Source organism: Psychromonas sp. KJ10-5, from assembly GCF_055808325.1.
Map to the genome: position 1 here is coordinate 716327 of NZ_CM147864.1, position 25781 is coordinate 742107.

A 25781-nucleotide genomic window follows, 5' to 3' on the forward strand; every position below is an offset into this window, starting at 1 on the left:
TTTAGTATTGATAACCTAATTATCTATTACCACTTCATGTGAGAATCAATTATTTTTGAAACTGATTCGTACTAAAGCGTGTTAAGCCTTGTTTACCATTGGTCGGTTTAGTACCGAATTTTGCTTTAGGTTTACGTTTATTATTTACAGCTAGTTTACCTTGATTTCTTGGCGTACTTTTACTGCCTTTTAAAGGTACTTTTGCTTTTTTAGCGTTTCTATTAAGGATTTCAGCACGTGTTTCTTTTGGTACTAAGCAGGTTGCCTTACTACCAATCAAGGTTTTGTCTAATCCCATTTTTGTTAACGCTTCACGAATAATTGGCCAGTTAGCTGGATCATGATAACGCAATATAGCTTTATGTAATCGACGCTGAATCGTCCCTTTTGGAATGGATACTGATTCACTGTTTCTTTTAACATTACGCAACGAGTTAATTTCAGTGTGATACAAGGTTGTTGCGTTAGCTAAAGGAGAAGGGTAAAAATTTTGCACTTGATCCAATTTAAAATCATTCTCTTTTAACCACATTGCCAGATTGATCATGTCCATATCTGTTGTGCCAGGGTGAGCAGAGATAAAGTATGGGATCAGGTACTGTTTTTTACCTGCAACTTTAGAGTAGTGATCAAATAGCTCTTTAAATTTGTCATAGCTACCCATGCCTGGCTTCATCATTTTATTTAATGGGCCTTCCTCAGTATGCTCTGGCGCTATTTTTAAATACCCGCCAACATGGTGAGTCGCCAGTTCTTTAATATATTCAGGATCTTCAATGGCTAAGTCATAACGTACGCCCGAGGCAATCAATACTTTCTTAATACCCGGTACTTGACGAGCAGCTCGGTATAACTCAATCGTTGGTGTGTGGTCTGTATCAAGGTGACCACAAATAGTTGGCCATACACAAGATGGCTTACGACAAGTTGCTTCTGCTTTTTCACTCTTACAGCGTAATTTATACATATTAGCTGTTGGACCACCTAAATCAGAAATGACACCTGTAAACCCAGGGACTTTGAGTTTAATATCTTCAATTTCATTGATAATAGATTCCTGTGAGCGGCTTTGTATGATGCGTCCTTCATGTTCTGTGATACTACAGAAAGTACAGCCGCCAAAACATCCTCTCATGATATTAATAGATGTTTTTATCATATCGTAGGCGGGGATTTTGGCATTACCATAACTTGGGTGTGGGACACGAGCATAAGGTAAACCAAATACACCATCCATTTCACTTTCTTCTAATGGTGTTGCTGGTGGATTTAACCAGATAGCCCGATTACCGTGTTTTTGCATTAATGCTTTTGCTGACGTTGGGTTTACTTCTTGGTGAAAAATACGAGATGCATGTGCATATAATATTTTATTATCTCTTACTTGCTCGAAAGTTGGTAAATTAATATAGGTAGTTGACCACGCTTTTGCTTTCTCTATCCATCTTTTTTCACGCTCTTCTTGTGGCGTACTTTTATGTGGAGTCATCTGGATAACTTGTGCTGTTTTAGTCACATCAGATGCTTCATCAACCACATTTTCATCTTTTGCAGTATCACATTTTTCAGTGAGGTCTTGATAAGGGCTTGGGATTGGATCTATCTTCCCAGGTTTATCAACGCTACGTGAGTCTATACCAGTCCAACCTGGCAATGCGCTATTGGTTAAAAATGCACTGCCGCGCACATCGGTAATGGTTTTGACATCTTCACCTTGTGCAATACGATGGGAAATTTCAATTAATGGGCGCTCAGCATTGCCATAAATTAATAGGTCTGCTTTTGAATCGAACAAAACAGATTGACGCACTTTGTCTGACCAATAATCGTAGTGGGCGATACGGCGTAAACTTGCTTCAATACCACCAATAATGATTGGGACACCTTTATAGGCTTCTTTACATCGTTGTGTATAAGCAGTAACTGCACGGTCAGGACGTTTACCACCTTCATCATTTGGTGTGTAGGCATCATCGTGTCTAAGCCTTCTTTCAGCCGTGTAGCGGTTGATCATTGAATCCATGTTACCGGCAGTCACACCAAAATATAAATTAGGTTTTCCTAATTGCATAAATGCATCTTTAGAATGCCAATCAGGTTGCGCGATAATACCAACTCTGAAGCCTTGCACTTCAAGCATTCGGCCAATCACAGCCATGCCGAAACTAGGGTGATCCACATAAGCATCACCTGTTACTAAAATAATATCGCAACTATCCCAGCCAAGCTGCTTCATCTCTTTACGAGACATAGGCAAAAAAGGAGCTGCCTTAGAAGAAGGCTCTCCTCGGTATTTAGGATATGAAAACAAATTGCGGTCTTTGGGAGTAGTTATTGGCTTCAAGAAAAATAATCTCTAGTATTGGAATGTTAAATTGAGTCCATTATAACATAGAGTTTAACAAAGTTGGTTGCTGTCCTTGTTAAATAAAGTAGCCAAATAAATGCATTAAGCAGTTGCACCTTAAAATCAACTGCTTAACTGTTGTTGTAGTTTTTTTTAACCCAATGGGTCGGCAAGTTTTGCGATTAATTGGCGTGATTCAGGCTTTACCGAGGTAAGCATTACATCAATAACATCACCCAGTTGTAATTCTACTTGCTCGCCTACTTTAACAACGCCTTGTTCACGCATGCATTCTATTTTTTTAGCATCATTATTAGCTTTGCCTAACAAACTATTTGGAATAAAGAATGTTGCGCCGTTTTCTTGGACTTTTACACGACATCCTGCTTTAACGATATCAAAAATTTCAGCTTTATAACGCCAATCAGAATTCTCTTGGTCTTTTAAGTAATTACAGTACAGCAGATTATTGACATCTCGCTCGGCCATACGCTGGGATTTACGCGCTTCATTTAGGTGAATACCGATATCAGTAGCAACAGGACTAGATGCTTGCTGTGTAAGTACAGATTTAATTAAACGATGGTTAATTAAATCACCATATTTACGAATAGGCGATGTCCAGGTTGCATAGTGAGCCACACCCATTGTGAAATGAGGTGCAGGCGTTGCGCTGGTATCAGCATAAGATAATAGACGGCGGAGACGGTGATCCAGGTAGCTATTATTTAATTTAGCCACTTGTTGTCGCATTTCAACATAACCGTCCAAGGTTGATAGTGATTCCGGTGCCACTTCAATACCATATTCGGCGAGTAAACTAACGGCTTTATTAATGCGATCGCTCGCTATACCTGAGTGAACATTAAATACACCTGCTTGTTTGTGTTTTGCTAAAAAGTCACCAGCACAAACATTTGCTGCGATCATTGATTCTTCCACTAAACGATTAGCACTACGGCGAGGTTCGCATAATATTTCATACACTTCACCTTTATTGTTCAGTTTCAATGTGTAATCTGGCTGGTTTTTCATGACGATGGTATTTTCACAACGCCATTGATGGCGAGCAGTGGTTGCGGTATCTAATATTTTTAATAACTGACTTAATTCTCTATTCGGTTTCCATTGTTCTTCGTTTAACTCATCACTTTCTAAATAAGTTGATACATCATGGTAGTTAAGACGGTAATGAGATTTTATCCACGCAGCAAAAAAGACAGGCTCTTGCGTAATTTCACCTGCTTTATCAATGCGCATGGTACAACAGATGGTCGCGCGTTTTTCACACTCTTTTAAAGAGCATAAACTATCACTGAGGTCTCTTGGTAACATAGGTACATTAAAGTTAGGTAAGTACAATGTAAATGCACGTTGCCATGCTTCTTTATCCATCTCTGTTTGTTCTGGTACATACGCCGAGGGATCTGAAATCGCCACTGTAAGCTCCCAACCTTGATCATTTTCTTCAATGTATAAGGCATCGTCCATATCTTGGGTATTAACACCATCAATAGTAAAGAAGGGCGTTTTAGTGAGATCTTGACGTTCTAACTCAGGGTCGATGACTTGCCAAGGGTGGTCAAATTCAGGAGCTTTATTAGGTAACTTATGTGTCGCCACTGCTATCATTCGGTAAGCAAAAGGGTCATTATGTTCTGCTATTTTTTCTATCACTTCCACTAAGAAGCCATTATCCTTTAATGCATGACTTAACAATTTTACCTTAACCCAATCACCATCATGGTAGCCTTGGCTAGCTAATTGCATTGCTCCTTTAATTTTAAAGAAGCCATTAATTAGTGGGTTATTTGCTTTAATCGAAACGCGTTTTGCACTTATTGATAACTGCGCAACAAACTCAGTAATCTCTGTTTGTTTTAACTCAACGGGAGTTGCTGTTGATTTGTCACCATTTTCTTGGATGGTTGCGCTGATACGGTCTCCGTGTAAGACTTTTTTCATTTCGCTTGGCGCGATAAAAAAACGTTTACCTTTATCGGTTTCTAAAAAGCCAAATCCACGCTCTGATGCTTTGACAATCCCTGTGCGCTTGGGCGTATTGTCTTGCATTGTTTGTTTAAGTTGATTAAGTAATGGATTGTCTTGAAACATGCTTGAAACCTTTAATGAATTACAATAAATAAGGTGTTTAGAGAGAAAGTTTTATCAATAATAAAACTGAAATAATAAAAGCGTTAATATCTATAAACTTATGCTGCGATAGTAAAGGTGATTGGCTTTTAATTAAAGGTTGAACTGCTGAATTCGTGAAATTTAAATAGATTTATAAAAAAATGCAGAAAAGACTTGGCTTTTATCTCAACTTGTATATTATACGCCTCGTTCTGCGGAGGGGTGGCAGAGCGGCTGAATGCACTGGTCTTGAAAACCAGCGAGGGTTAATAGCTCTCCGAGAGTTCAAATCTCTCCTCCTCCGCCACATTAAGAAAAAAGGCTTCTCAATAGAGAAGCCTTTTTTCGTTTTAAAACATCAAGTTCCCCATTCTTTTAATATTTCACTAAACTGAATAGTTTCTCTTAGTCACTTTTAACTGCTCTTTTAGTTAGCTAATTGACCTAAATCTAAAAACATCCATATATACCTATAAATGGATGTTACTAGTTTTAGGTTTTTATAGATTTGTACTATATTTTGATGGATTGGTGAAATGCTTATTTCTTTATGATGGTGATCTCCCTAAATTAATCTTTCATTTTGCTTTGGTCTGATACTTGATGTGTCGACATTAAACGAATGGTAATGAACCTATGAAGCCCATCACTTTTAAACAACTCCAAATACGAGTTTTGACTGTACTGTTTATTTTGTTTTCAAGTACCTTGATTGGTTATCGATATTTTGTCGAGTTACCTAAACTCGAACAAAAAATCACCTTGGCTGCTGAGAAAGAGTTAAAGCTGTTAACCATTGGTATTAAAAATGCGTTAAGAGCCTTATCACGGGTAACTTATGATTATTCAGTTTGGACTGCAACTTATGAGTTTATGCAAAATGTCAATCAACGTTACATTGATGAAAATGTTATTGAAGATACTTTTCAAAGCTTAAAGGTTGATGGCATTTTTTACCTTGATCAAGCATTGGTTCCGATAATGGCGAAGGGAGTTGATCACTTAACTTCTAAACCATTACACTTTTCATTCTATGATATTAATGTTCATCCCCTGAATGCCTCTTTATTACCAGATCCAATAACATCACAAGGCACACCTCATCAAGAAGGGTTTATTAACACCCTTCATGGCCCTGCTTTGTATAGTGCATTTCAAGTAAGAGACTCTAACCAGAAAGGAAACAATCGAGGTTATTTAATTTTTATCCAATTAATTGAAAAAGAGTTTCTAACGACGCTTCGTGAGTCTACTTTAACTGATATTACATTGATCACTGATATTAATCCGCCGTTAAAGGGGGTAGTAGAATGGGATAAAAAAGTAAAAGTAGAAACGATCAAATCAAGCCACCAAATGTTGTTTAAAGATATGAATAATCAACCCGTGGCATTGTTAAGTGTGCAACATCGTATGAGTGAATCACCTCCTCTCATTAACCTGCATAGCTTGCTGTTTATTTTTATATTAAGCCTGTTTACTTATCTTTTTTACCATTTAATTACTCATACCATTATTAAGCCAGTAAGAAGCTTAGCAAAGAGTATTCAATTGATAGATAAAGACGGTGATTGCAAGATTGTCAGTGAAGCATTTTCAGTAAAAGAGTTAATTGTTGTTTCACAAAATATAAATAAGTTACTTAATAGGGTGCAACAACAAAATATCCAATTAAAAGAGCAAGCAAGTACTGACCAATTAACACAAGTACTTAATCGACATGGTTTATCATCAGCTTTAACTGTCCATAAAAATTTGTGCATACGCCAGAAGATCTGTTTCGTGGTGGTAATGTGCGATATTGATTATTTTAAAGAATATAATGACTACTTGGGTCACCTCGAAGGGGATAATGCATTGTATCGCGTTGCACAAACCTTAAATAAATTATGTAAGCGTTCAACTGATCACTGCGCACGTTATGGTGGAGAGGAGTTTACTCTATTGTTTAGTGGCATGAATAAGCATTCTCTGATACTAAAGTTGCAGGATATCAAAGCTGAGATTAATAAATTAAATATAGTACACCCAATGGAAGGAGGAAGTGAGCACATTACCATAAGCTGTGGTGCCACCATTATCCACGCTGAAAATATGTCAAACACTGAGCTACCGGAATGGGAAGTGTTAAGGTTTGCCGACCAAGCTTTATACCAGGCCAAGTCGTTAGGTAGAAATCAATTTGTTATTAATGATTTTATATTACCGGATAACCAATAAAACAGGATGCTCACGACATTTTAAGTCGTCTTTTTATTATCACGAACTAGCGCTTTGGTTGATTTACAGCATCAGAACAGTATTAGTTACTAGAATTTTATTCTTCTTTCGTTAAACTCAGATCAAATAAAGCGATATAACAAGCTGATTTTAATATAATTGTGTTTATTTATTCCGCATTTCAAATAAGATTAAATATAATTAGTTTGAAAAATGAGCATTCAACCTATTTTTTAAAAAAAGAGCTTGGCTTTTATCTCAGTTTCTATAATATACGCCTCGTTCTGCGGAGGGGTGGCAGAGCGGCTGAATGCACTGGTCTTGAAAACCAGCGAGGGTTAATAGCTCTCCGAGAGTTCAAATCTCTCCTCCTCCGCCACATTAAGAAAAAAGGCTTCTCAATAGAGAAGCCTTTTTTCGTTCCTAGCACTGAAAACTCAATTTATAGCACTATCATTTCATTTGTAATGCAGGTGACTCAGTAAAAACATCGCTTTGTTGTTCGTTTCTACCCTAGCTAATACAATACCTTATGTTATTTTTATCTATTTTAATTCTTAAAATAAAACTGCTCAGTTTATTGTCTAGAAATATATTTTATGATGTGCAAATAAAAGTTTGCCGAAAATAGCGGCAATCACTGCCCATGTGGCAATTTAATCCCGCTATTTTATGTTTTACCTTTTTTATGTTCAGGCTTTATCGCTAACTGATCTTTCTTTTTTCACAAAATCATGTTTGTTTCTACCGCTTTTTGAATATTGTTCTATTATTTAAGTGATATTTATCGTTTGTTCGTCGGATTTTTTTTAATGGCATAAAAAATGCTTTTGTTTATTTTGTAAAGGGTAAGTTTTTTTAAAAATAAATCAGAAAAAGCTTAAGTTATTTATTTTCCTGTCGATAAAATGACGTGGACATTGAACTAATTAGAGGGATTTATGACAAACATTGGCATTAATCATTACAACACTAATCTAAAAGTGGCCCAACCTCAGAATATACAATCTAAAGAGGCGGAAGCAACCAAAGAGGTTACAGCTGTTACAGTTACACCAGCTGAAAATAAGCATGTTGAGTTATCAGCTAAAGCTAAGGAGCTGTCAGCGGCAGAAATTGCACAGACGGTTAAACCTGAAGAGGAGGGCACAAGTAAAGTTGAGTCTTTCGCGCATGGTATGTTAGGTATGGATCACCCTGAAAAAGGAAAAGAAGAGGATGATAGCTATTCTGCTGGACAATTCTTGAAAGGGGCGTTATCTGTAGGTGCTTTATTACTTGCAGTGGTTTAATGCAATAATAAATGATGCCGATGTTGAATATGGTCTACTTAGTTAACCAAGTTGTATACACTGTACTTTATGTAGATATCGACGTGTTAATAAGTAGGCTGATGTAGCTATTCTTCAATTTTATTTCATTCAGGTTTGTGTAGTCCATCTTTGCTTTTAATTATTCGAATTCAACTCTCCTATCCTGCTGGCAATATAATACTATCTACATTATCCTTTATTTGACCTTCAATTAATCATATTTAATCTTCTCTTAAGACCCTATAACTTAATATAGATCGTTACGTTTCAGGTTTATGCTGCAAATTGAATGGCAATGGCTCTTAAGCTATTACTTTTTATTACTTACTTCCCAACTTCAATTTTTAATCTTCATGTTTTTTAAAGAGTCTGAATTTACATCTATAAAAAGTCTTTTCCTAGGCGATGCTGAAGGCATATTTTTAACATGAATAAAGTTAATCAATAGTGATGATTTTTATGGCATGGATTCTGCTTTATCTAAGTATATTCACAGTGATTATTACTTTAAGTTTGTTTATTTACGTTATTAACTCAATAAATGTCATAAAAATGGCGTCAAATATCAAAAGTTCGACACAAGCTTTATGAAGTTATCGGCATCACCAGATACTTTGCAAATTTTGGCTGTATTCATACTAAACAATATTTTATTTTAAGGATTAAAATAATGAAAAAGTCCATTTTAGCGTCTCTTATTGTACCTGCATTAGTTGTTGGGTGTGGTTCAGGCTCTTCAGGCTCTAGTGCCCCAACTTATAAGTGGCAAGTGGTGCAATTAAAGTCTGTCAGCGAAAGCTCGTTGAATAGTAAGTGTATTATTTATGCTGATTCAGAGTTAAATGATGGGGAAGTCATTACTGCCTATGTGGCTGAAGATGATTATAATATTCTTTATCATAATGCCGATGGCACTATAGCAGAGACTTTCTCTGGAGATGATATCACTAATGGCTTATTTACTATTACCAGTACTGATGTGCCTGATGACGGTTATGTGACACTGGAAGAGATTGAAAGCTTAACGGGTGGTGATCGTGGTAGCTATATGTTTAGTGTACAGAAAGACCTACTTGAAGATATGGTACTGAATATTACTCAAGAACAAGGAAGTACTTGTTACACAGGCAGTGATTATCGAGAAACAGCTTCGGATACTGCTTTAGTAAATGTCCAGCAGCCTGATTCTGATCCTGACTATTATCAAAGTAGTTATGATGTTGATTCTGTTAATGGCAAGGCGACGGCAACAGCGATTCCGGTTGACTCTCCTTATCCAGCTTCTCGTGATGTATTGATCACTGCTTTTGCTTCTTATGATTCAAGTTCAACACAGTACGCTGAACTTTCAGAGTGGGCATTTATCAGCTCTACTAACTTGTATGAAGACTCTAATGATAGTGCAAGTACACTTACTGCAAGCCTTTCAAGTTCAGGTTTAACCAATGTTTATTGGACAACTATTGATGAAGTAGAGTTAGATAGTGATAGTGGCATAATTGCTGTACATGATGATCAAAGTTACTTTTGGCAGCCTATCTATGATGATATTGATCAGTTAAATGTAGCCTATGATACTTCAGAGGTTGATGTTTGGAGCGGTTACTTTTCTGGAACGATCAGTGATAATGATTGGTTATTTACTAGCTTCACTGAATTAGATGAGGATACTTTCCTTGACCTGGATGCATTTCCATCGGTAGATGTTATAGATGGAGTGAGTGTGAGTAGTGTTTGTGATGTGGCTGATGCGTTTTGTATCGATACCAATGGCAGCTATAGTAGCGATGAGTTCGATTATCAACGTGTGCATTTCCGTTTAGATGAAGATAGTTCAAGCTCTTCGAGTAACATCACTTATCAATCAATCTACTCGCTTGCTAATGACGAGCCAGTAATATTAGTTAGTAGCCTATTTGATTTTACCGATCCAACTCTATCACGTGTTGAGATTAATTTAGTTACTTCAAGTGCTGACAGTGGTGATGCGATCCAATATTTGATGACAACAAATGTCGACTTGGTAGATTTAGGGGAATATAGTGCTTCTGATTTCGTGGATGATGCTGCTGCGACAGAGTTTTATAGCGACTTAAATGGTTTAATCACAACTACCTCTGAAACAGAAGAGCTATATCAAGCAATGTTAGAGAGTAATACCACCACATTAAGTAATGCTTACGATTTTTAATATATGTTAGTTTAAGTCCTTTAGCCCTGTCCTTTAACAGGGCTTTTTTTTGCCTGATATTTATATCACTTCTTAACTGAATAAATTTAGTTATACCAATTATATTAAATAAGTAGTCTAAATTTTACCTAGAAAAAATGACTTGGTTTAAGGCGTAATTTGAATCAAATAATTGTTCTATTTGCGAAAATTACAACGAATCAATAAGTTTTTTAACAAGTAAAATAGATCCGTTAATTAGTATTACAGCCTAAACTAGTCGTTAATCCGCCTAGTTGAGCTTCAACTGAGCTTTCTTTATAGGCTGCTAAAGATGGCATAATATCTAATCCACTGCGAGACTCCACTTCATCAACAGTAACCTCTGTTGTACAAAAATCATCAGCTCGTTGTGCATTTTGTTCCATGATAAAGGCAGAAGCTTCAACCCAACCATTCACATCGGTGATCACTACTTTGAAGTAACCGCTTGGGATAATATGTGATTCATCTGCTTCTGGTAATTCACCAAAACTCCATTCATACAATGGACCACTGACGACATAAGCATTTTGTCCTGCAGATACCATGCTTCTTACTGCGCTTTCTAAATCAACCCAAGGGCCTTGATTTAAAGATGAAGATTGTGGTGTGATATTTGATAGGTAATTAAGCATTGCCCAATCATCAGTATTACTGAATGAAGCAAGGGGAACTTGATGACCTCTGTCGGTTGCTAAAATAGCATTGGCATCTGTGTAATCATCTGGCTCTAGTGTCGCGGATGCATCTAAATCAGGATCCGCTTTCCAGTATCGTGAACGTGATGGGCCATCAATGGTTTCACTGGTCACATGATAAGCTACCCAGTCAGCAAATTTCGTTGTAGCATTGTTACTTAATGTATAGATAGAGCGCTCTATCTGTTCACCTGAAGCCCCAGTAGGACATTCATAAACGCAATTAGCGCCTAAACTTACACTACTCCAGAACGAAGCAATCATTAATGCAGTTGTTTTTATTTTCATGGTATATCCCTATAAATAGTTTGAATAGAAAGGTATTTGTACAAGAGAAAGGTGCTGATTACGTTACATCTATCTAATTTTTTAATTAAAAAAATGTTATTTAAATCTTTGTGCAGATGGATGAAATTACATTCGTTAGAATGATTAGTCATGAGAAGCAACATTTATTGGCCAATGGGCGTGCCATATATGAGAGGTCAATATTCCATTTTGGAACCTATTGATTATTAAGCTGTCTATAAGGTTATCGAGTTAATTGATATTATTTATATTGGGAGCATTTATGCGATTTTTAACATTAGTGGGCATTATTGCCTTATCATTGTCTCTATCTGGTTGTGGTTTCTTTCATCATCATGGTAACGGGGGGCATCAAGGTGGTGGAAATGGTCATAGTCAACAAAATGACCGTCATTAATTAAAAGTTAAAAAGCCGGTGAGTCATGTATTACTCACCGGCTTTTTATTAGCTGTAAATAGAAAATTCACATTCGTTATCTTGAAAAGTAGCACTTCTATGATGCTTTTTATTTTAACTATAACTTTCCTACCTTGGGATCAAGAAAAGCTAATTCTGGCCCTAAGCAGCCTGGAAATTTGCTTGCATAATGAATCCACTAAAAAATTAACTCTTTTTTAAGGGTTAATATGGACTTGATTATGTAAGGTAATACAACATGAATACAGAGACTCACCCAGCCCTTGTTGGCTCACTTAGTTCTACCGCACCTTCTGAAAAAGTGATCAACTTCAGTCCTGGTCCAACTTCTCTTCCAAAAGCTGTTGAAGCTCAAATTGCAGCTAGTTTTAATAAACCAGGATTTACTTCGTTATCCTTATCGCATCGCGCTCCTGAGTTTTTAGCTATTTTAGAGCACACTATTGCAACTGCGCGTGAAGTCATGGCAATTCCAGATGAATATGAGGTGTTGTTTACTCATGGTGGTGGCCATGGTCAATTTGCAGCTTTACCTCTAAATTTATGTACAGAACCGTCTGATATTGCAACTTATGTTGTTAATGGTACATGGTCTGCTCGTGGTCGTGATGAAGCAAATAGATATTGTGATGTGCATACTATCGATGCTAGCGATCCTGATACAGGTAAGTTTACTACTTTCCCTGAATTAACTGAGGCGAATGTTAATGTTGATAGTAAATACCTATACCTATGCTCTAATGAAACAGTTAATGGTATAGAGTTACATCGTTTACCGAAGTTGCCTGAGGCATTACAACATATTCCGTTAGTGGTGGATGCTAGCTCTGATTTCAGTACAAAACCAATTGATTGGCGTGGTTGTAATGTAGGTGTCTTATTTGCTTGTGCTTCAAAAAATATCGGTCATCCAGGTTTAACAATGACGGTAGTACGTAAAGATTTATTAGGTAAAGCATCGCCGCTGTGTCCTGGTGTATTTAATTACACAACGAATAGTGAAGCAGGTAACCTTTGGAATACGCCTGCTACTTTTAATATTGAAGTAGTAGGGATGGTGATGGATTGGTTAGTTAAAGAGGGTGGTGTAGATGCATGTGAACGCCGTTCTATTGCTAAATCTGATGTACTATATGATGTGATTGATAACTCTAATGGGTTTTATGCTACTCCTATTGATAATAAAACATTACGCAGCCGCATGAACGTACCTTTTAATATTGCCGGTGGTGATGACGCTTTAACTAACAAATTCTTAATAGAAAGTTGGGATAAAGGCATGGTAGGTTTACGGACATTAACTCCTTTTGGTGTAGGAGATTATTTACGTGCAAGCTTATATAATGGTGTCACTATTGGTGAAGCAAACATACTAGCTACTTTTATGCGTGATTTTCAAAAAGAAAATAGTTAAATTTCACTATTTTAATTAGCCTTATGCCAATAATATAAATCAATATGATTGGCATTTTTTATTTCACTCTAATGAATAAATTAATCTTATATACTGCATATTTGTCCTGTCATAAAGCAATGTTACTATCAAAAATAGCGAATATAGTGGTTGTTCTCCATTTATTTATGTTAAAGCTTAATAAATAGTTTTTTTGTTTTAATGCGATTAAATTCATCATTTGGTTAAATAACTTATTTGTTCGTTGTTATTTTTTAAAGGAATAACTACTCCATTTAATTAAGTCATTTTGCTATTTTCAAAAGTAAATGTAAGTCTGTTTATTAATGTCATTTTAATTGGTCTATACTCATCTTACTGTAAACTATTTTACTACTTATTAAGGATGCTTTATTTTTAATCTTATTACTAATTCCACACACCTCAGTGTTTCACCATCAATGGTAGATATTACTTGTTATGATTGATAATAGTAAAACGCTACTCGCGGCTCTCACAGTATATAGAGGCAGTATTAATCTGGTGACGGCTTGCAATGATGCTTTTACAGAGTTATCAGGCCTGACTTCATCAGTAATACGTAACTCGAATTTAGCAGACAAATTGATTTTGGATAAAAATGATCACAATGGCAATTTAGATACCTTATTTGATGATGCAATGCACAGTGAAGAAGGGATTGTTACTAATGCTAAGATATTTAACCAGTTTCATTATACAGTAGGCGCCAAATTACATTGCGTCTACGAAGGTTGTGATATTTTTAGCTTGTATTTCAGTGCTTCTGAAAATAAGTCGGTCGACCCCATCACTCGATTACCAAATGGTTGGGCATTGATTTCTCGGATTAATTATCTACTGGAAAACAGTCGAATAGCCTTAAAAAATATGGTTTTGTTGATCTTAGAAGCTGACAATTTTTCTGCTATTAATTTTCGCTACGACTATGTTGTTGGTGACCAGTTCCTGTCTCTATTAGGTCAGCGTTTACAGTCTTTAGTAAAAAGTTTTGGTTTTGTTATTCGTTTTTCAAATGCTAAATATGCAATTTTGATTGAAGACCATGAGAACTTGCCTGAATTAATTTTAAAAAGACGTATCGAACTTATCTGTCAAAATTTATGTTTTGAGTTGGCGAAACCTATTGTAATTTCTGATGAATTGGCCATTAATAAGTCATTCAGTATAGGTGTGAGCGCTCCCGGTTATGAATACCACAGCTATCATGCGATGCAAATCGCAGCAGAAACAGTAAAACAAAAAGCCAAAAAATATAGTATTAATAATTATTTTATTGCGACACCTGAACCAACAGAAGATTATTTACGACATAAGTTAATTATAGAAGCATTACCTAAAGCAATGTCCAGGGGAGTTATTGATATTCATTATCAGCCTCAATATGATATGAAAACCCAAACACTGGTTGGCTTGGAAGCACTTTCCCGTTGGACTGACCAGAGTTTAGGGGTTATTCGTCCAGACATATTTATCAGTATTATTGAAGAAATTGGATTGCATTTTGAATTTGACTTATGGGTGTTTGAGAAAGTATGTAAACAGTTAACACTTTGGCAGCGACAAAATATCCATGCTCCCAGAGTTGCTATCAACGTATCATTTAAAACGATGGAAATGAGTACTTTTATTGAACGAATAAAACAAATTTTAGTTGCTACAGGTTGCCCAACGCACTTTCTTGAATTAGAGGTGACAGAAACGGCTTCTATTAATAATACTAAAATGCTGTCAGATAATATGTTACAAGTAAAAGCATTAGGCATGCATATTGCCGTCGATGATTTTGGTACTGGCTATTCATCTTTAAGCTTAATACGGACTTTCCATAATTCCATTGATAAATTAAAGTTAGATAGAAGTTTAGTTGATAAAGTTTGCCATACAGAGTTAGATAAAAATTTTATTAAACATATTATTGAATTAGGGCGAATATTAGATGTTAGGGTTCTAGCTGAAGGGGTAGAAACAGTACAACAACTTGAACTATTAGTTGAGTTGAACTGTGATTATGCACAGGGATACTACTTCTCCAAAGCTTTACCCTTGACCGAGGTTATTGACTTAATTAAACATGATGCTGAAGTCGTTTAACTATTAAACAACTGTGCTTTATTAGGTAATTAATTGTTTCTAAATAGTAAAAGATCACTCGAGTTGTGTTGCTCATTGGCTGCGAATACAGTAATCTAAATGTGTTAACTAGTTTTAGTGATAATCCAAGCAAGAGATTGTTACTAGTTACTTTTTGTTTCACTAGACTGTTATCTCGAATGACAGTGTTTACTGTAAGGAAATAAAATGACAGAGATTGATATCGGTATTAGTAAAGAAAACCGTGCAGAAATATCTGAGGGTTTAAAGCGTCTTTTAGCTGATTCTTATACTTTATACTTACAAACGCACAACTTCCATTGGAATGTAACAGGCCCACAGTTTCGTGAATTACATTTAATGTTTGAAGAGCATTATACAGAACTTGCAGTTGCAGTTGATGATATTGCAGAGCGTATTAGAACTTTAGGTGATGCTGCACCAGGTACTTACAAAGAGTTTGCAAGACTTAGCTCAATTGAAGAAGTTGAAGGTGTACCAAGTGCTTCTGATATGGTTTCTTTATTGACTAAAGCACACGAACAAGTTGTTAAAACGTCTCGTAAAGTATTGAAAGTTGCACAAGAAGCCGACGATGAGTCGACTGCATCTTTAGTATCTGACCGCATGCGTATCCATGAAAAAACGGCTTGGATGTTAAGAGCGACTAAAGCGCTGTAATTTAGTCTGTTTAGATAAATAATAAGCGTGTGGTCGTAATGATCACACGCTTTTTTTAGCTTTATAAAAAGTATGCCTATGATATCAAGACTGCCACGTTGGGTTGAATCTGGTGCATTTATACTTGCGTTGATTGCAGGGTTTATCAATTCAATTGGCCTATTAGGCTTCCAACATCAAGCTATTTCACACCTGTCTGGTACTGCTACACAATTCGGTACAGGGCTGATCACAGCCTCTTTTTCAAGCAGCTTACATCTTTTGTTTATTTTAATTAGTTTTGTTATTGGCTCTATTATTTCTGGATTTTACCTAAAAGGTGGTTCGTTAAAATTAGGGCGGCGTTATAGTGGGTTATTATATTTAGAGGCGCTATTATTACTCGCTGCCATTTTCTATTTATCAAAACAGGATGGATTAATTGGGCATTACTTTGCATCTGCAGCCTGTGGTTTACAAAATGCTTTAGCGACAACTTATAGCGGTGCTGTGATTAGAACAACCCATTTGACAGGAATTTTTACTGATATTGGTATTATGATAGGCGCTAAATTACGAGGTGAAGCTTTCGATAAAAGAAAGTTACTTCTTTTTTTGTTAATTATTACTGGGTTTATTAGTGGGGGAGTGTTGGGAGCTTACTTTTTCCATCTCTTTTACTTTCAAGCATTATATATCCCTGTTTTTATATGTATTTTATTAGCATTATTGTATTCAATGTATAGTTTAAAAATGAATCGATAAAGGAATTTTTAACTTATTAAAAGGACAATGAAACGATGGAGCTTCACTCATTAATTTTATTTGTTATCTCAGCATTATCGATTAACTTAATTCCTGGCCCTGATGTTGTTTATATCGTTAGCAACACCATGAAAGGAAATATAAAATCTGGTATCCAAGCTTCATTGGGATTAGGGACGGGTTATTTAATCCATACTTTTGCTGCAGTTATTGGGTTATCTGCATTGATTGTCAGTTCAGCTTTGTTATTTACTCTAATAAAATATTTAGGGGCTGCTTATTTGTTGTATTTAGGTGTTTGCTCATTAATGAACTGTTATCGACAACAGGGGGCTTTTCCCATCAGAACGAATCATAGTCAACAACCTAAACAGGTATTTAAACAAGGTGTTATCGTTAGTGTATTAAATCCTAAAGTGGCTATGTTTTTTCTGGCTTTTTTACCTCAATTTATTGATCCTGTTAGTAATAATGCAAGTCATGAACTACTGATTTTAGGCTTGTTGTTTAGTGCATTAGCAACCACCTGTAATTTATTATATGCCAGTTTAGGTAGTGTGCTATTTAACAGTTCAAAAGCAAAAAGTTATAGCCGGATTTTGGAAGGGGTATCCGGCAGTATTTTAATTGGATTAAGCGCAAAAATAGCGTTGACCAAGAGTTAATAAAAAATTATTTTTTGCTAGGAAACAGTAGAAAAATTTATTGCTCTTTGACTGAAATGAGTATTTCCAAAGCTCGTTGACGGTCTTGGTTATCATACAAATCATTGGTAAAGATAAACTCATCAACGGCTAGTTGTTTAGCGATAATATCAAGTTTATGTTTAATACTCGTTGGTCCACCAATCACACTTAAACTTAGAAAGTTTTCAACCTGCGCTTTTTCTTGAGCTGTCCATAATCCTGACATAGAGTCGACAGGTGGTTTTAACCAAAGTGGTTGCCCTCGCATTAATGCAAGTACTCTTTGTTTTGAGGTAGTTGATAAATATTCTGCTTGTTGATCTGTTTCAGCGGCAACTACGGGTAAAGCTAACATAAAATAAGGTTTATCTAAGGTTGCAGAGGGCTTAAATTCTCGGCGATAAAGAGAGGCCGCCTCTTTTAAAAATCGAGGGGCAAAGTGACCTGCAAACACATAAGGTAAACCTTTTTGAGCTGCTAGTTGGGCACTGAATAAACTTGAGCCTAATAACCAAATCGGTACGTTTGTATCTTCTCCTGGGATCGCGCGTACAGCAGAATTACCGTTATAAGGACCTAATAATCTTTGTAACTCACTTACTTCTTCCGGGAAACGCTGTGCTCGTTGAGGGTCACTATTCAAAGCTTGGCTAGTAATATTATCACTACCTGGCGCTCGACCTAATCCAAGATCTATCCGTCCAGGATATAGGCTGTCTAAGGTGCCAAATTGCTCAGCAACCACTAACGTAGAATGATTCGGCAACATTATACCACCAGATCCAACGCGAATACGTTCAGTTTGACCAGCGATATGACCGATTAAAATACTGGTGGCAGCACAGACAATACCTGGCATATTATGGTGCTCAGCAAGCCAAAATCGGTTGAAGCCAAGCTGGTCTGCTTTTTGAGCGTATTGTGTGCTGTTTGATAATGTTTGCGTAACGCTTGCATTTTGTTGCATTGGCGCAAGCTCTAATAGGGAGAAAGGGATTGTTGATAACAAAATAATACCTCTACAGAGAGTGATGTATGCCTTTGTTAATAAACCATGGCACAGATAGAAATTGACTCTGCCAGTCTGACAGCTTTTCAATACATTGTTAACAGCAACTTAATAAATAGGCGGGGGAGCGATTTATTAAAGTATTTCCAGTTTACTTTGTGTTGGTTAACTGTTGACGTTGCAGCTTATAGTTTTCAGAATCAACACCTTGTTTCCAGTAACCTGAAGCCACTATTTGTGTGCGAGAGACTTGGTATTTCTGTGCAAAAAATCCTTTTAGTTCAGTCATTAATCCAGCTTCAATAGCCATAAATATAATGCTGTCTTCTGATATATTAAGCTTATCCAATGCACTTGGTAGACTTTGATTAGGTGTCGTTGTCACTACCCAATTTACTGATCGTTTCGTGTCTAAGTTGATGATATCTTGTTCATTTGGCACATGAATAATAGCATCAATACGTGCTGACTTCGGTAGTAGGTGAAGGTATCCTTTAATTGCGTTAACTGAGGTTAAGTCTCCGATTAACACATAATGTGGCTGACTCAATTCATCGAGCTTTTTAGGACCTGGACCTGCAATGGCTAACTTATCTCCTACCTTAGCTGTTTTCGCCCAATCGGTAGCTGGTCCTTGATGCATATTAATAACAAAATCCAAAGTTAAAGCACCAGTTTCTTCTTCTACATCTTGAATGGTGTAAGAGCGCATCCAGGCACTTTTCATCTCTATATCACAGGTAGAGTCGGCCTCTTTAGCAAGTAGCACCTTGACATAGTTACCTATTAAAGAAGAAGTAAAGCCTTTAAATTCCTCAGAACCAATGACAATTCGTTGTAAATGAGGAGTGATTTGTTGCGAACTTAATACATTTGCTTGTCGAATTTGTTTGCGCATATTATTCCTTACTGGATTTATAGTAACTGCTATTTCAATTTTTATGAGACATAGCTTGTTATCTTAAACACAGATAATTTTTAGTGTAAAACTCAATAACTATATTTAAGGTAATATCTATGATATAGTTGACAATATCAACAATAACATTTTAATTGATTTTGTCAACTACTTTGAGGTGCATATGGATACCCCCCTGATCAATTCCCTTTTTTCACTGATGCAACACTATCGAGTAACGATACGAGAGGTGATTAATGCCAATGAATTGGGTTTAAACGCAATGCATGTACGTTGCTTATATATCATTAATGAAACAGAAAATTGTACTGCAAATGACATTGTGCAAAAAATGCAGAGAGATAAGGCGCAAGTAGCACGTTTAGTGAAAGAATTGATTACGTTAGACTTGATAGAAAAGAAAGCATCTGCTGAAGATAAAAGACGTTTTATACTTTCTTTTACGGAGCAAGGAAAAAAATTATTAACCAAACTATTACAAGCACAGAAAGAGATTAATGAAACAATGTGTAAAGGCCTTTCCGAAGAGCAAGTTAAAACATTCTCAACAGTGGTTGATAAGATGAATAGTAATTTAGAATAATTTATATTCTTAAACAAAGCACATATTAACAAAGAGGCTAGTATGAATTTTCAGGATATTCATGATTTTTGGTTTACTCGATTACAACCTGAACAATGGTGGAAAAAAGATGCTGCAGTCGATAGTTATATCACTGCTAATTTTCAAACATTACATCAACAAGCAAACCGTGGTGAACTGTTTCAGTGGCGAGAATCAGCAAAGGGACGGTTAGCTGAAATCATCCTGTTAGATCAATTCTCACGCAATATGTTTAGAGACTCTGATCGTGCATTTGCATCGGATTCACTTGCATTGGTACTAGCACAAGAAGCAATTGCAAAAGGCGTAGATCAGGAATTAAGTGCTATTGAGCGCAGCTTCATGTATATGCCATTCATGCACAGTGAGTCTCTGTTCATTCACGATCAGGCATTGCAGTTATTTACAGAAAATGGACTACAATCTACTCTTGATTTTGAAGTGATGCACAGAAATATTATAGCTAAATTTGGACGTTATCCTCACCGTAATGCAATATTACAACGTACTTCAACACCCGAAGAGTTAGCTTTCTTAAGGCAACCAAATTCTAGTTTTTAGGCACTCATATCAATCGTAAAAATTAACTTCAACAAATGACAATGGTCAGTGGGAACTAATAAGATGAATAATGAATTCACTATACGTGAAGCAAAGACAAGTGATTTAGATAGATGCTATGAGATTGAAAGAGCTGCTTATGCCGGTGATGAAGCTGCTACCAAAGAGAAAATATTGTGTCGTATTCAACAGTATCCTCAAGGCTTCCTTGTTTTAGAAAATGATCGAGAAATCATTGGTTTTGTTAATTCAGGTGCAACTCATCATGTGCAGTTATCCGATGAAGCTTTTAAAGAATTAGTTGGTCATGATGCCACTGGAAAACATATTGTAGTTATGTCTGTTGTGGTTCACCCTAACTATCAAGGTAAAGGGTATGCAGATACTTTATTAGGTGCTTTTATTCAAAAGATGAAGGGGATAAACAAGTCAAATATCTATTTAATCTGTCAAACTGAATTGATTCATTTTTATGCTAAACATGGCTTTATACATTTAGGTGAATCAGACTCTTTACACGGTGGTTTAAGCTGGCATGAGATGTCACTTTCTTTATAACTATCAATTGCTTATATCTTAAGTTTAATTTGGGCGGTAAGTCGACATATAAAATAAATAAAGGGCTTTCTTAAATAAGCTATTAAGCTATTGATTATACTGTTAAATTTGATATTGTGATGTTAATTTTAGATTTCCTGATTTGTCCTTATACAAATCAGTTCACTTAGTAAGGGAATCGCATGTCAAATGTGAAAAATGCAGGCTATAAAGCCTTATCGTTAGTTGAGCATATTGGTTTATTTACCATTGCCGTATTAACGGTTATTGCGATGGCAGCAGAAGTTTGGATCGTCTTTAAAAACTGGGAAGTGACTTTAGCTGATTTACTATTGCTGTTTATCTATTTAGAAGTCTTTGCCATGGTGAGTCTGTATTTAAAGTCAGGCCGATTACCAGTAAGAATGCCGTTATATATTGCAGTAGTTGCTTTGGCCCGTTATATGATTTTGGATATGAAAAATTTGGATACGTGGAGAATGTTAGGGCTGTCTGCCTCTATTTTAATTATTGTGTTAGCCATTTTAGTTATTCGTTACGGCCATATTAAATATCCTTATGGTAAATCCGATAAAGATATTTAGCCTGCTGTCATTGATTTTATGGATAGAGATACTAACAGCGCGAAAAATTATCAAATCGTTACTTACTGTAGTGCGCGAGCTAAAGAAATTATAGACCTATTTTATTTAGCCGTTCATTCCATAGATCCTAATATTTATTCAGTAGCCCAACAATATGCTTGGGCTCCTACACCTATAAATTACCAGAAATGGTTTGATCGATTGTCTAATAAAAGACCGTTTCTATTATTGATAAATGATAAAGTCGCAGGTTTTATGGAACTTGAAAGTGATGGACATATCGATTGTGCGTATGTGCATCCTGACTATCAGCAACAAGGTGTAGCTACTCATCTATTATTGCACCTTGTAATGTGTGCAAAGCAATCAAAAATACCAGCCTTATATGTTGAAGCTTCCATAATCGCTAAGCCTTTATTTCAAAAATTAGGTTTTAAGGTTATTAAGTCACAAACAGTAAACAGGAACAATGAAGCCTTGATACAATACTTAATGCAAAAACAATTAGTCTTATCGTGAAATATTAGGAAACTATATGAAAATAGCAATATTAACATTTGATGGCTTTAATGAATTAGATTCTTTTATTGCGATGGGTATATTGAATCGAATGAAAGAACAAGGCTGGGATGTACAAATCACCAGTCCTTCGCCTTCGGTTGTATCAATGAACGGTGTTACGGTTATGTCCCAACAACCCTTAGAGTTTGCTAACACTGCAGATGTAGTTCTATTTGGAAGTGGTCTATTAACTCGAGATATTGCTAAAGATAGCCATTTACTATCTCGTTTGAATTTAGATCCGAATAAGCAACTTATTGGCGGTCAGTGTTCAGGTACGTTATTAATGTCTGTATTGGGTTTATTAAAGGGGGGTTCAGCTTGTACTGATTTAACAACTAAGCCTTGGGTTATCGAATCGGGAGTTAAGGTATTGAATAAACCTTTTAATGCGAAGGATAATATTGCTACTGCGGGTGGATGTTTAGCTTCTCAATATTTAGCTGCTTGGGTTATTTATAAATTAGCAGGTAAGCAACAAGCAGAAGCTGCCATACATTATGTTTCACCAGTGTCTGAAAAAGAGCAATATGTTAATCACTGCATTAACTTAGTAGGTCAATACATTTAAGGTAATTAAGATGTTAACTTGTCATCAATATGATTATGTTGAAATAGTTTGTATGTATCACTATCCTCTTCAAATAACTTTAAAATCAGGTCTAATAGTTGAAGGCGTTGCAATTGACACATTAAAAGATGAACAAAAACAAGAGTGTATTAAACTGGAGAATAATGGCCAAGAGCTGATTATTGCTTTAGATAACATGACTTCTCTCACGGTAATGGTTAAGAACCCGCATCTAAAAGAGCTCTCTTTTGTTTAGTCTTGAGAAGCTCATACAGAGTATTAAAGGAGTGGAGGGTGATAGATAAATTCGTTGCTAATAAGCTATTTCCTCACCGCATTATTCATCAGCAGAATATCAAGGGCGAAAAGTTATTTGTGAAAGAGTCCGAGAGTTTTAGGTGGTTCGAGTACGCTGGTTCTTCTATACAATCGATTATGTCTTTAACTCATCCAACTCAAATCATCATGCCGGTTACACAATCTTTTTTATTGTTTTTATTAATTAATCCTAAGGCATTAAATATCTTAAATTTAGGGTTAGGAGGAGCATCCTTAGAACGTTGTTTAGCAAAATGTACTCAGCTATCTATTACTTCTGTTGAAGCTTCACAAACTATTATTACGATGGCAAAAGAGCATTTTTTATTAACAGACCAGTCTAATGTGGTTTACACAACAGCAGAGCAATTTGTTGCTGATTGTGATGAAAAATATGATGTGGTGCTCTCTGATCTTTTTATAGGCGAGCAGAGTGCAACTTGTTTATTTGAAGAACAGTTCTATCAGAATCTTATTAATATCACTAGTGATCAAAGGTTGATTTTAATTAATCTACATGTGCAAGATGAAAAATCATTTACGACTGTTTTGTTAACAATAAAGAAATATTTTCCGCATATAGCATTGGTTGATTTTAAGGACTTTAGCAATATTATGGTGATTGCTAGTTGTGTTGACATAAATGAGCAGCAACAACTTAAACAAAATAAAATATTGCTAACACAGCTGGATTGGCAAGGAATTGATGAGATTATTGATCATATAACCTATATTCCTGCGTGTTAATTGTAAGCGTTAAGATTAATGCAAATCAGTGCTTATATAAAATCATATATTTAAATAACAGCTAATTCTGATAACTAAATTAAATTTCTTCTTCTTCCTTCTCGATAGAGATAATGACACGTCTGTTTTCTTGGCGTCCTAAAATATCTCTATTATCAGCAACATGATGCCTTTCACCGTAACCAGATACTTTTATATTGTCATTATTAAAGCCAAGTTTTGCTAAGTAACTTTTCACTGAATTTGCTCTTTTTTCAGATAAAACTTGGTTATTGTTAATTGCGCCATATCCATCGGTATAACCAGAGACAAGAATGACGTTGATCGATTTATCATGTTTTATATAGTCTCCAATCATTTTTAGACGCTTTTTAGAAAATTGCGTTAATAACGAACCGTCTTTTTTGTAACGTAGGATACTATAAGAAATATCATCAAAGTTATAAGGCAGTAACTGTGATATACAGTCATTAAAGGCATCATAGGTTTTATTAAAATTGATTGATGATAACCCTACGCTAATTAATTGTTGATTGTTGTACCAGTCATGAAAGTAAAAAGTAGGCACTTGACCTCGCTCTAATTCACTTAGCATGCGCCATGCACTTTGCTTAGTAACATAGCCATCAAATTGTTGATGGAAGGTGACTGTATCGATTAATTCTGGTGCCGCGCCAGGGTGCCATTCTGGCGGTACAGACTTCAACTGTACAACCTCAGTACTTGGCATTGCTCTTTTACTTTCTAGGCGAAAATCTAAATTAATTTTCTTACTAGCTTTAGCAACAAAATTGGCTTGACCATATCTAGGAATTGGGTGCTCAAGTGTACATTGTATTGGTGATGAGCTACTTAAATACCAATTAGAGTTATCTAGTCCTGCATGATACTGCTTACTTGCAGAGTACACTGGCATAGTGGTCATAATGAATATTAAAGGTATTATTTTTTTCATAATCGCTCGATGTATTTGATCTCTGTTGTTTATATCGACAGATGACAGAATATCTTTAGTAAATTTATGCGGTTTTTTTTACTTTCTGGCATAATATTTGGACTTTATTTTAACAGTGAGATGAAATGGATAATAAATTAGCAGAACGGTTCCGAGGGTTTTACCCAGTTATTATTGATATTGAAACATCAGGTTTAGACTCCAATGTGCATGCGATGCTCGAAATTGCAGCTATTTTCCCTGAAATGGATGAACAAGGTTATTTAACCAGTGTTGATAAAATGCATTTTCATGTGATGCCATTTGAAGGTGCTGAGTTAGACCCTAAAGCATTGAGCTTCACTGGTATTGATCCTTTTAACCCTTTACGCGGCGCTGTTGATGAACGTGAAGCACTGACTGAAATTTTTAAAAAAGTACGTAAATATCAAAAACAGAATGAATGTAATAGAGCCATTTTAGTGGCTCACAATGCCTCTTTTGATCAAGGCTTTATTAACAAAGCAACGGAGCGTTGCAAATTAAAGCGTGTTCCTTTTCATCCTTTTGCTGCTTTTGATACAGCGAGTATGGCTGGATTGACTTTAGGACAAACTGTATTGGCTAAAGCCTGTGAAAAAGCGGGAGTTGATTATGACAATAATGAAGCACATTCTGCTTTATATGATACAGAAGTGACTGCTGAACTATTTTATTACATGGTTAATCGTTACAAAGCATTAGGCGGTTGGAATTAAATAAAATAAATGTTTATTTAATTAGTTTTTATTTAATGTTTTAAATAATACATATTGTTAAATAGAACAGATCTTTATATTCATTTTAAGCTTAGTTTAGATTGTTTTTTAAGCTCTGGTTGTATAAAAAATATATAATTTGATAGTTGTTGTCTGAACTACTCATGACCCTTTCTGTCATAAAAAAGCCATTAATATTGGAAAATATTAATGGCTTTTTTTATTTTTAGTGTCTACTCTTTATTGGGTAGTTTGTGGGGTAGGTATAAAAACTGGGTTGCCATGTTTTTATTGGAATAACGCATTGGTAGATGTTGAGTAAATCAATTTGACTAACACATTTTTTAATTATTGTATTAATCAGTGT

Annotated in this window: 24 protein-coding genes and 2 tRNA genes; 20 read left to right on the top strand and 6 right to left on the bottom strand. The window is 35.7% G+C overall.

Features of this window, described 5'->3' with window-relative positions:
• Positions 1–49 precede the first annotated feature (49 nt).
• Both AC0L3W_RS03360 and AC0L3W_RS03365 read right to left on the bottom strand, forming a co-directional pair.
• On the bottom strand, positions 50–2251 hold the full coding sequence (locus tag AC0L3W_RS03360; RefSeq protein WP_409440427.1) for a YgiQ family radical SAM protein: 2202 nt from the start codon (positions 2249–2251) through the stop codon (positions 50–52).
• A gap of 249 nt (positions 2252–2500) precedes the next feature.
• Positions 2501–4462 carry an exoribonuclease II gene (locus tag AC0L3W_RS03365; protein WP_409439677.1) on the bottom strand — a complete coding sequence of 654 codons (1962 nt, stop codon included), beginning with the start codon at positions 4460–4462 and terminating at the stop codon, positions 2501–2503.
• A gap of 237 nt (positions 4463–4699) precedes the next feature.
• Here AC0L3W_RS03365 and AC0L3W_RS03370 point away from each other — a divergent pair.
• The 5 genes from AC0L3W_RS03370 to AC0L3W_RS03390 all read left to right on the top strand — a co-directional run bounded on the left by AC0L3W_RS03370 (position 4700) and on the right by AC0L3W_RS03390 (position 10207).
• Positions 4700–4790, top strand: a tRNA-Ser gene (locus tag AC0L3W_RS03370).
• A 329-nt stretch (positions 4791–5119) separates the two neighbouring features.
• The gene (locus AC0L3W_RS03375; RefSeq protein WP_409439676.1) at positions 5120–6703 is read left to right on the top strand and encodes a sensor domain-containing diguanylate cyclase; all 1584 of its coding nucleotides are present in this window, start codon (positions 5120–5122) and stop codon (positions 6701–6703) included.
• Positions 6704–6991: 288 nt separating this feature from the next.
• A tRNA-Ser gene (locus AC0L3W_RS03380) sits at positions 6992–7082 on the top strand.
• 562 nt (positions 7083–7644) lie between these two features.
• On the top strand, positions 7645–7995 hold the full coding sequence (locus AC0L3W_RS03385) for a hypothetical protein (protein WP_409439675.1): 351 nt from the start codon (positions 7645–7647) through the stop codon (positions 7993–7995).
• 691 nt (positions 7996–8686) lie between these two features.
• The gene (locus AC0L3W_RS03390) at positions 8687–10207 is read left to right on the top strand and encodes a hypothetical protein (protein WP_409439674.1); all 1521 of its coding nucleotides are present in this window, start codon (positions 8687–8689) and stop codon (positions 10205–10207) included.
• A gap of 233 nt (positions 10208–10440) precedes the next feature.
• Here AC0L3W_RS03390 and AC0L3W_RS03395 read toward each other — a convergent pair whose 3' ends face one another.
• A complete protein-coding gene (locus AC0L3W_RS03395) occupies positions 10441–11190 on the bottom strand; it encodes a DNA/RNA non-specific endonuclease (RefSeq protein WP_290039375.1) in 750 nt (249 codons plus the stop codon).
• A gap of 307 nt (positions 11191–11497) precedes the next feature.
• Between AC0L3W_RS03395 and AC0L3W_RS03400 the strand changes: the two genes are divergently transcribed.
• The 6 genes from AC0L3W_RS03400 to AC0L3W_RS03425 all read left to right on the top strand — a co-directional run bounded on the left by AC0L3W_RS03400 (position 11498) and on the right by AC0L3W_RS03425 (position 17269).
• A complete protein-coding gene (locus AC0L3W_RS03400) occupies positions 11498–11632 on the top strand; it encodes a hypothetical protein (RefSeq protein ID WP_290039147.1) in 135 nt (44 codons plus the stop codon).
• A gap of 259 nt (positions 11633–11891) precedes the next feature.
• Positions 11892–13067, top strand: coding sequence for a 3-phosphoserine/phosphohydroxythreonine transaminase (serC, locus tag AC0L3W_RS03405; RefSeq protein ID WP_409439673.1), 1176 nt, complete (start codon positions 11892–11894; stop codon positions 13065–13067).
• Between the two features lie 459 nt (positions 13068–13526).
• Positions 13527–15179, top strand: coding sequence for a putative bifunctional diguanylate cyclase/phosphodiesterase (locus tag AC0L3W_RS03410; RefSeq protein WP_409439672.1), 1653 nt, complete (start codon positions 13527–13529; stop codon positions 15177–15179).
• A gap of 207 nt (positions 15180–15386) precedes the next feature.
• Positions 15387–15860, top strand: a complete 474-nt coding sequence (locus AC0L3W_RS03415) for a Dps family protein (RefSeq protein WP_290039150.1) — start codon at positions 15387–15389, stop codon at positions 15858–15860.
• Between the two features lie 78 nt (positions 15861–15938).
• Positions 15939–16604 carry a YoaK family protein gene (locus AC0L3W_RS03420; protein WP_290039151.1) on the top strand — a complete coding sequence of 222 codons (666 nt, stop codon included), beginning with the start codon at positions 15939–15941 and terminating at the stop codon, positions 16602–16604.
• 35 nt (positions 16605–16639) lie between these two features.
• Positions 16640–17269 carry a LysE family translocator gene (locus AC0L3W_RS03425; RefSeq protein ID WP_409439671.1) on the top strand — a complete coding sequence of 210 codons (630 nt, stop codon included), beginning with the start codon at positions 16640–16642 and terminating at the stop codon, positions 17267–17269.
• Positions 17270–17306: 37 nt separating this feature from the next.
• Here AC0L3W_RS03425 and AC0L3W_RS03430 read toward each other — a convergent pair whose 3' ends face one another.
• Positions 17307–18299 carry an LLM class flavin-dependent oxidoreductase gene (locus AC0L3W_RS03430; RefSeq protein WP_409439670.1) on the bottom strand — a complete coding sequence of 331 codons (993 nt, stop codon included), beginning with the start codon at positions 18297–18299 and terminating at the stop codon, positions 17307–17309.
• A 151-nt stretch (positions 18300–18450) separates the two neighbouring features.
• Positions 18451–19197, bottom strand: a complete 747-nt coding sequence (locus tag AC0L3W_RS03435; protein WP_290039153.1) for a siderophore-interacting protein — start codon at positions 19195–19197, stop codon at positions 18451–18453.
• Positions 19198–19381: 184 nt separating this feature from the next.
• On the opposite strand from AC0L3W_RS03435, the gene AC0L3W_RS03440 reads away from it, so the two are divergent.
• The 8 genes from AC0L3W_RS03440 (at position 19382) to AC0L3W_RS03475 (ending at position 23722) form a co-directional block, all read left to right on the top strand.
• Positions 19382–19801, top strand: coding sequence for a MarR family winged helix-turn-helix transcriptional regulator (locus AC0L3W_RS03440; RefSeq protein ID WP_409439669.1), 420 nt, complete (start codon positions 19382–19384; stop codon positions 19799–19801).
• Positions 19802–19843: 42 nt separating this feature from the next.
• Positions 19844–20383, top strand: a complete 540-nt coding sequence (locus tag AC0L3W_RS03445; protein WP_290039155.1) for a DUF924 family protein — start codon at positions 19844–19846, stop codon at positions 20381–20383.
• Positions 20384–20446: 63 nt separating this feature from the next.
• Positions 20447–20941: a GNAT family N-acetyltransferase gene (locus AC0L3W_RS03450; protein WP_290039156.1), complete on the top strand. Its 495-nt coding sequence runs from the start codon at positions 20447–20449 to the stop codon at positions 20939–20941.
• Positions 20942–21123: 182 nt separating this feature from the next.
• A complete protein-coding gene (locus AC0L3W_RS03455) occupies positions 21124–21525 on the top strand; it encodes a phosphate-starvation-inducible protein PsiE (RefSeq protein ID WP_290039157.1) in 402 nt (133 codons plus the stop codon).
• 18 nt (positions 21526–21543) lie between these two features.
• The gene (locus tag AC0L3W_RS03460; RefSeq protein WP_409439668.1) at positions 21544–22044 is read left to right on the top strand and encodes a GNAT family N-acetyltransferase; all 501 of its coding nucleotides are present in this window, start codon (positions 21544–21546) and stop codon (positions 22042–22044) included.
• Between the two features lie 16 nt (positions 22045–22060).
• Positions 22061–22657 (top strand): DJ-1/PfpI family protein, encoded by a 597-nt coding sequence (locus tag AC0L3W_RS03465; protein ID WP_409439667.1) that lies wholly within the window; start codon positions 22061–22063, stop codon positions 22655–22657.
• Positions 22658–22667: 10 nt separating this feature from the next.
• Entirely contained in the window at positions 22668–22913 is a 246-nt protein-coding gene (locus AC0L3W_RS03470) for a Rho-binding antiterminator (RefSeq protein WP_290039161.1), read from the top strand.
• Between the two features lie 38 nt (positions 22914–22951).
• Complete coding sequence (locus AC0L3W_RS03475; protein ID WP_409439666.1) at positions 22952–23722, top strand: spermidine synthase; 771 nt, start codon at positions 22952–22954, stop codon at positions 23720–23722.
• Between the two features lie 79 nt (positions 23723–23801).
• Here the strand turns inward: AC0L3W_RS03475 and AC0L3W_RS03480 are convergent, their stop codons facing one another.
• Positions 23802–24677, bottom strand: coding sequence for a flagellar protein MotY (locus tag AC0L3W_RS03480; RefSeq protein WP_290039163.1), 876 nt, complete (start codon positions 24675–24677; stop codon positions 23802–23804).
• A gap of 125 nt (positions 24678–24802) precedes the next feature.
• Here AC0L3W_RS03480 and rnt point away from each other — a divergent pair, with 125 nt between their 5' ends.
• The gene (gene rnt / locus AC0L3W_RS03485) at positions 24803–25414 is read left to right on the top strand and encodes a ribonuclease T (protein ID WP_290039164.1); all 612 of its coding nucleotides are present in this window, start codon (positions 24803–24805) and stop codon (positions 25412–25414) included.
• The last annotated feature ends 367 nt before the right edge of the window (positions 25415–25781 follow it).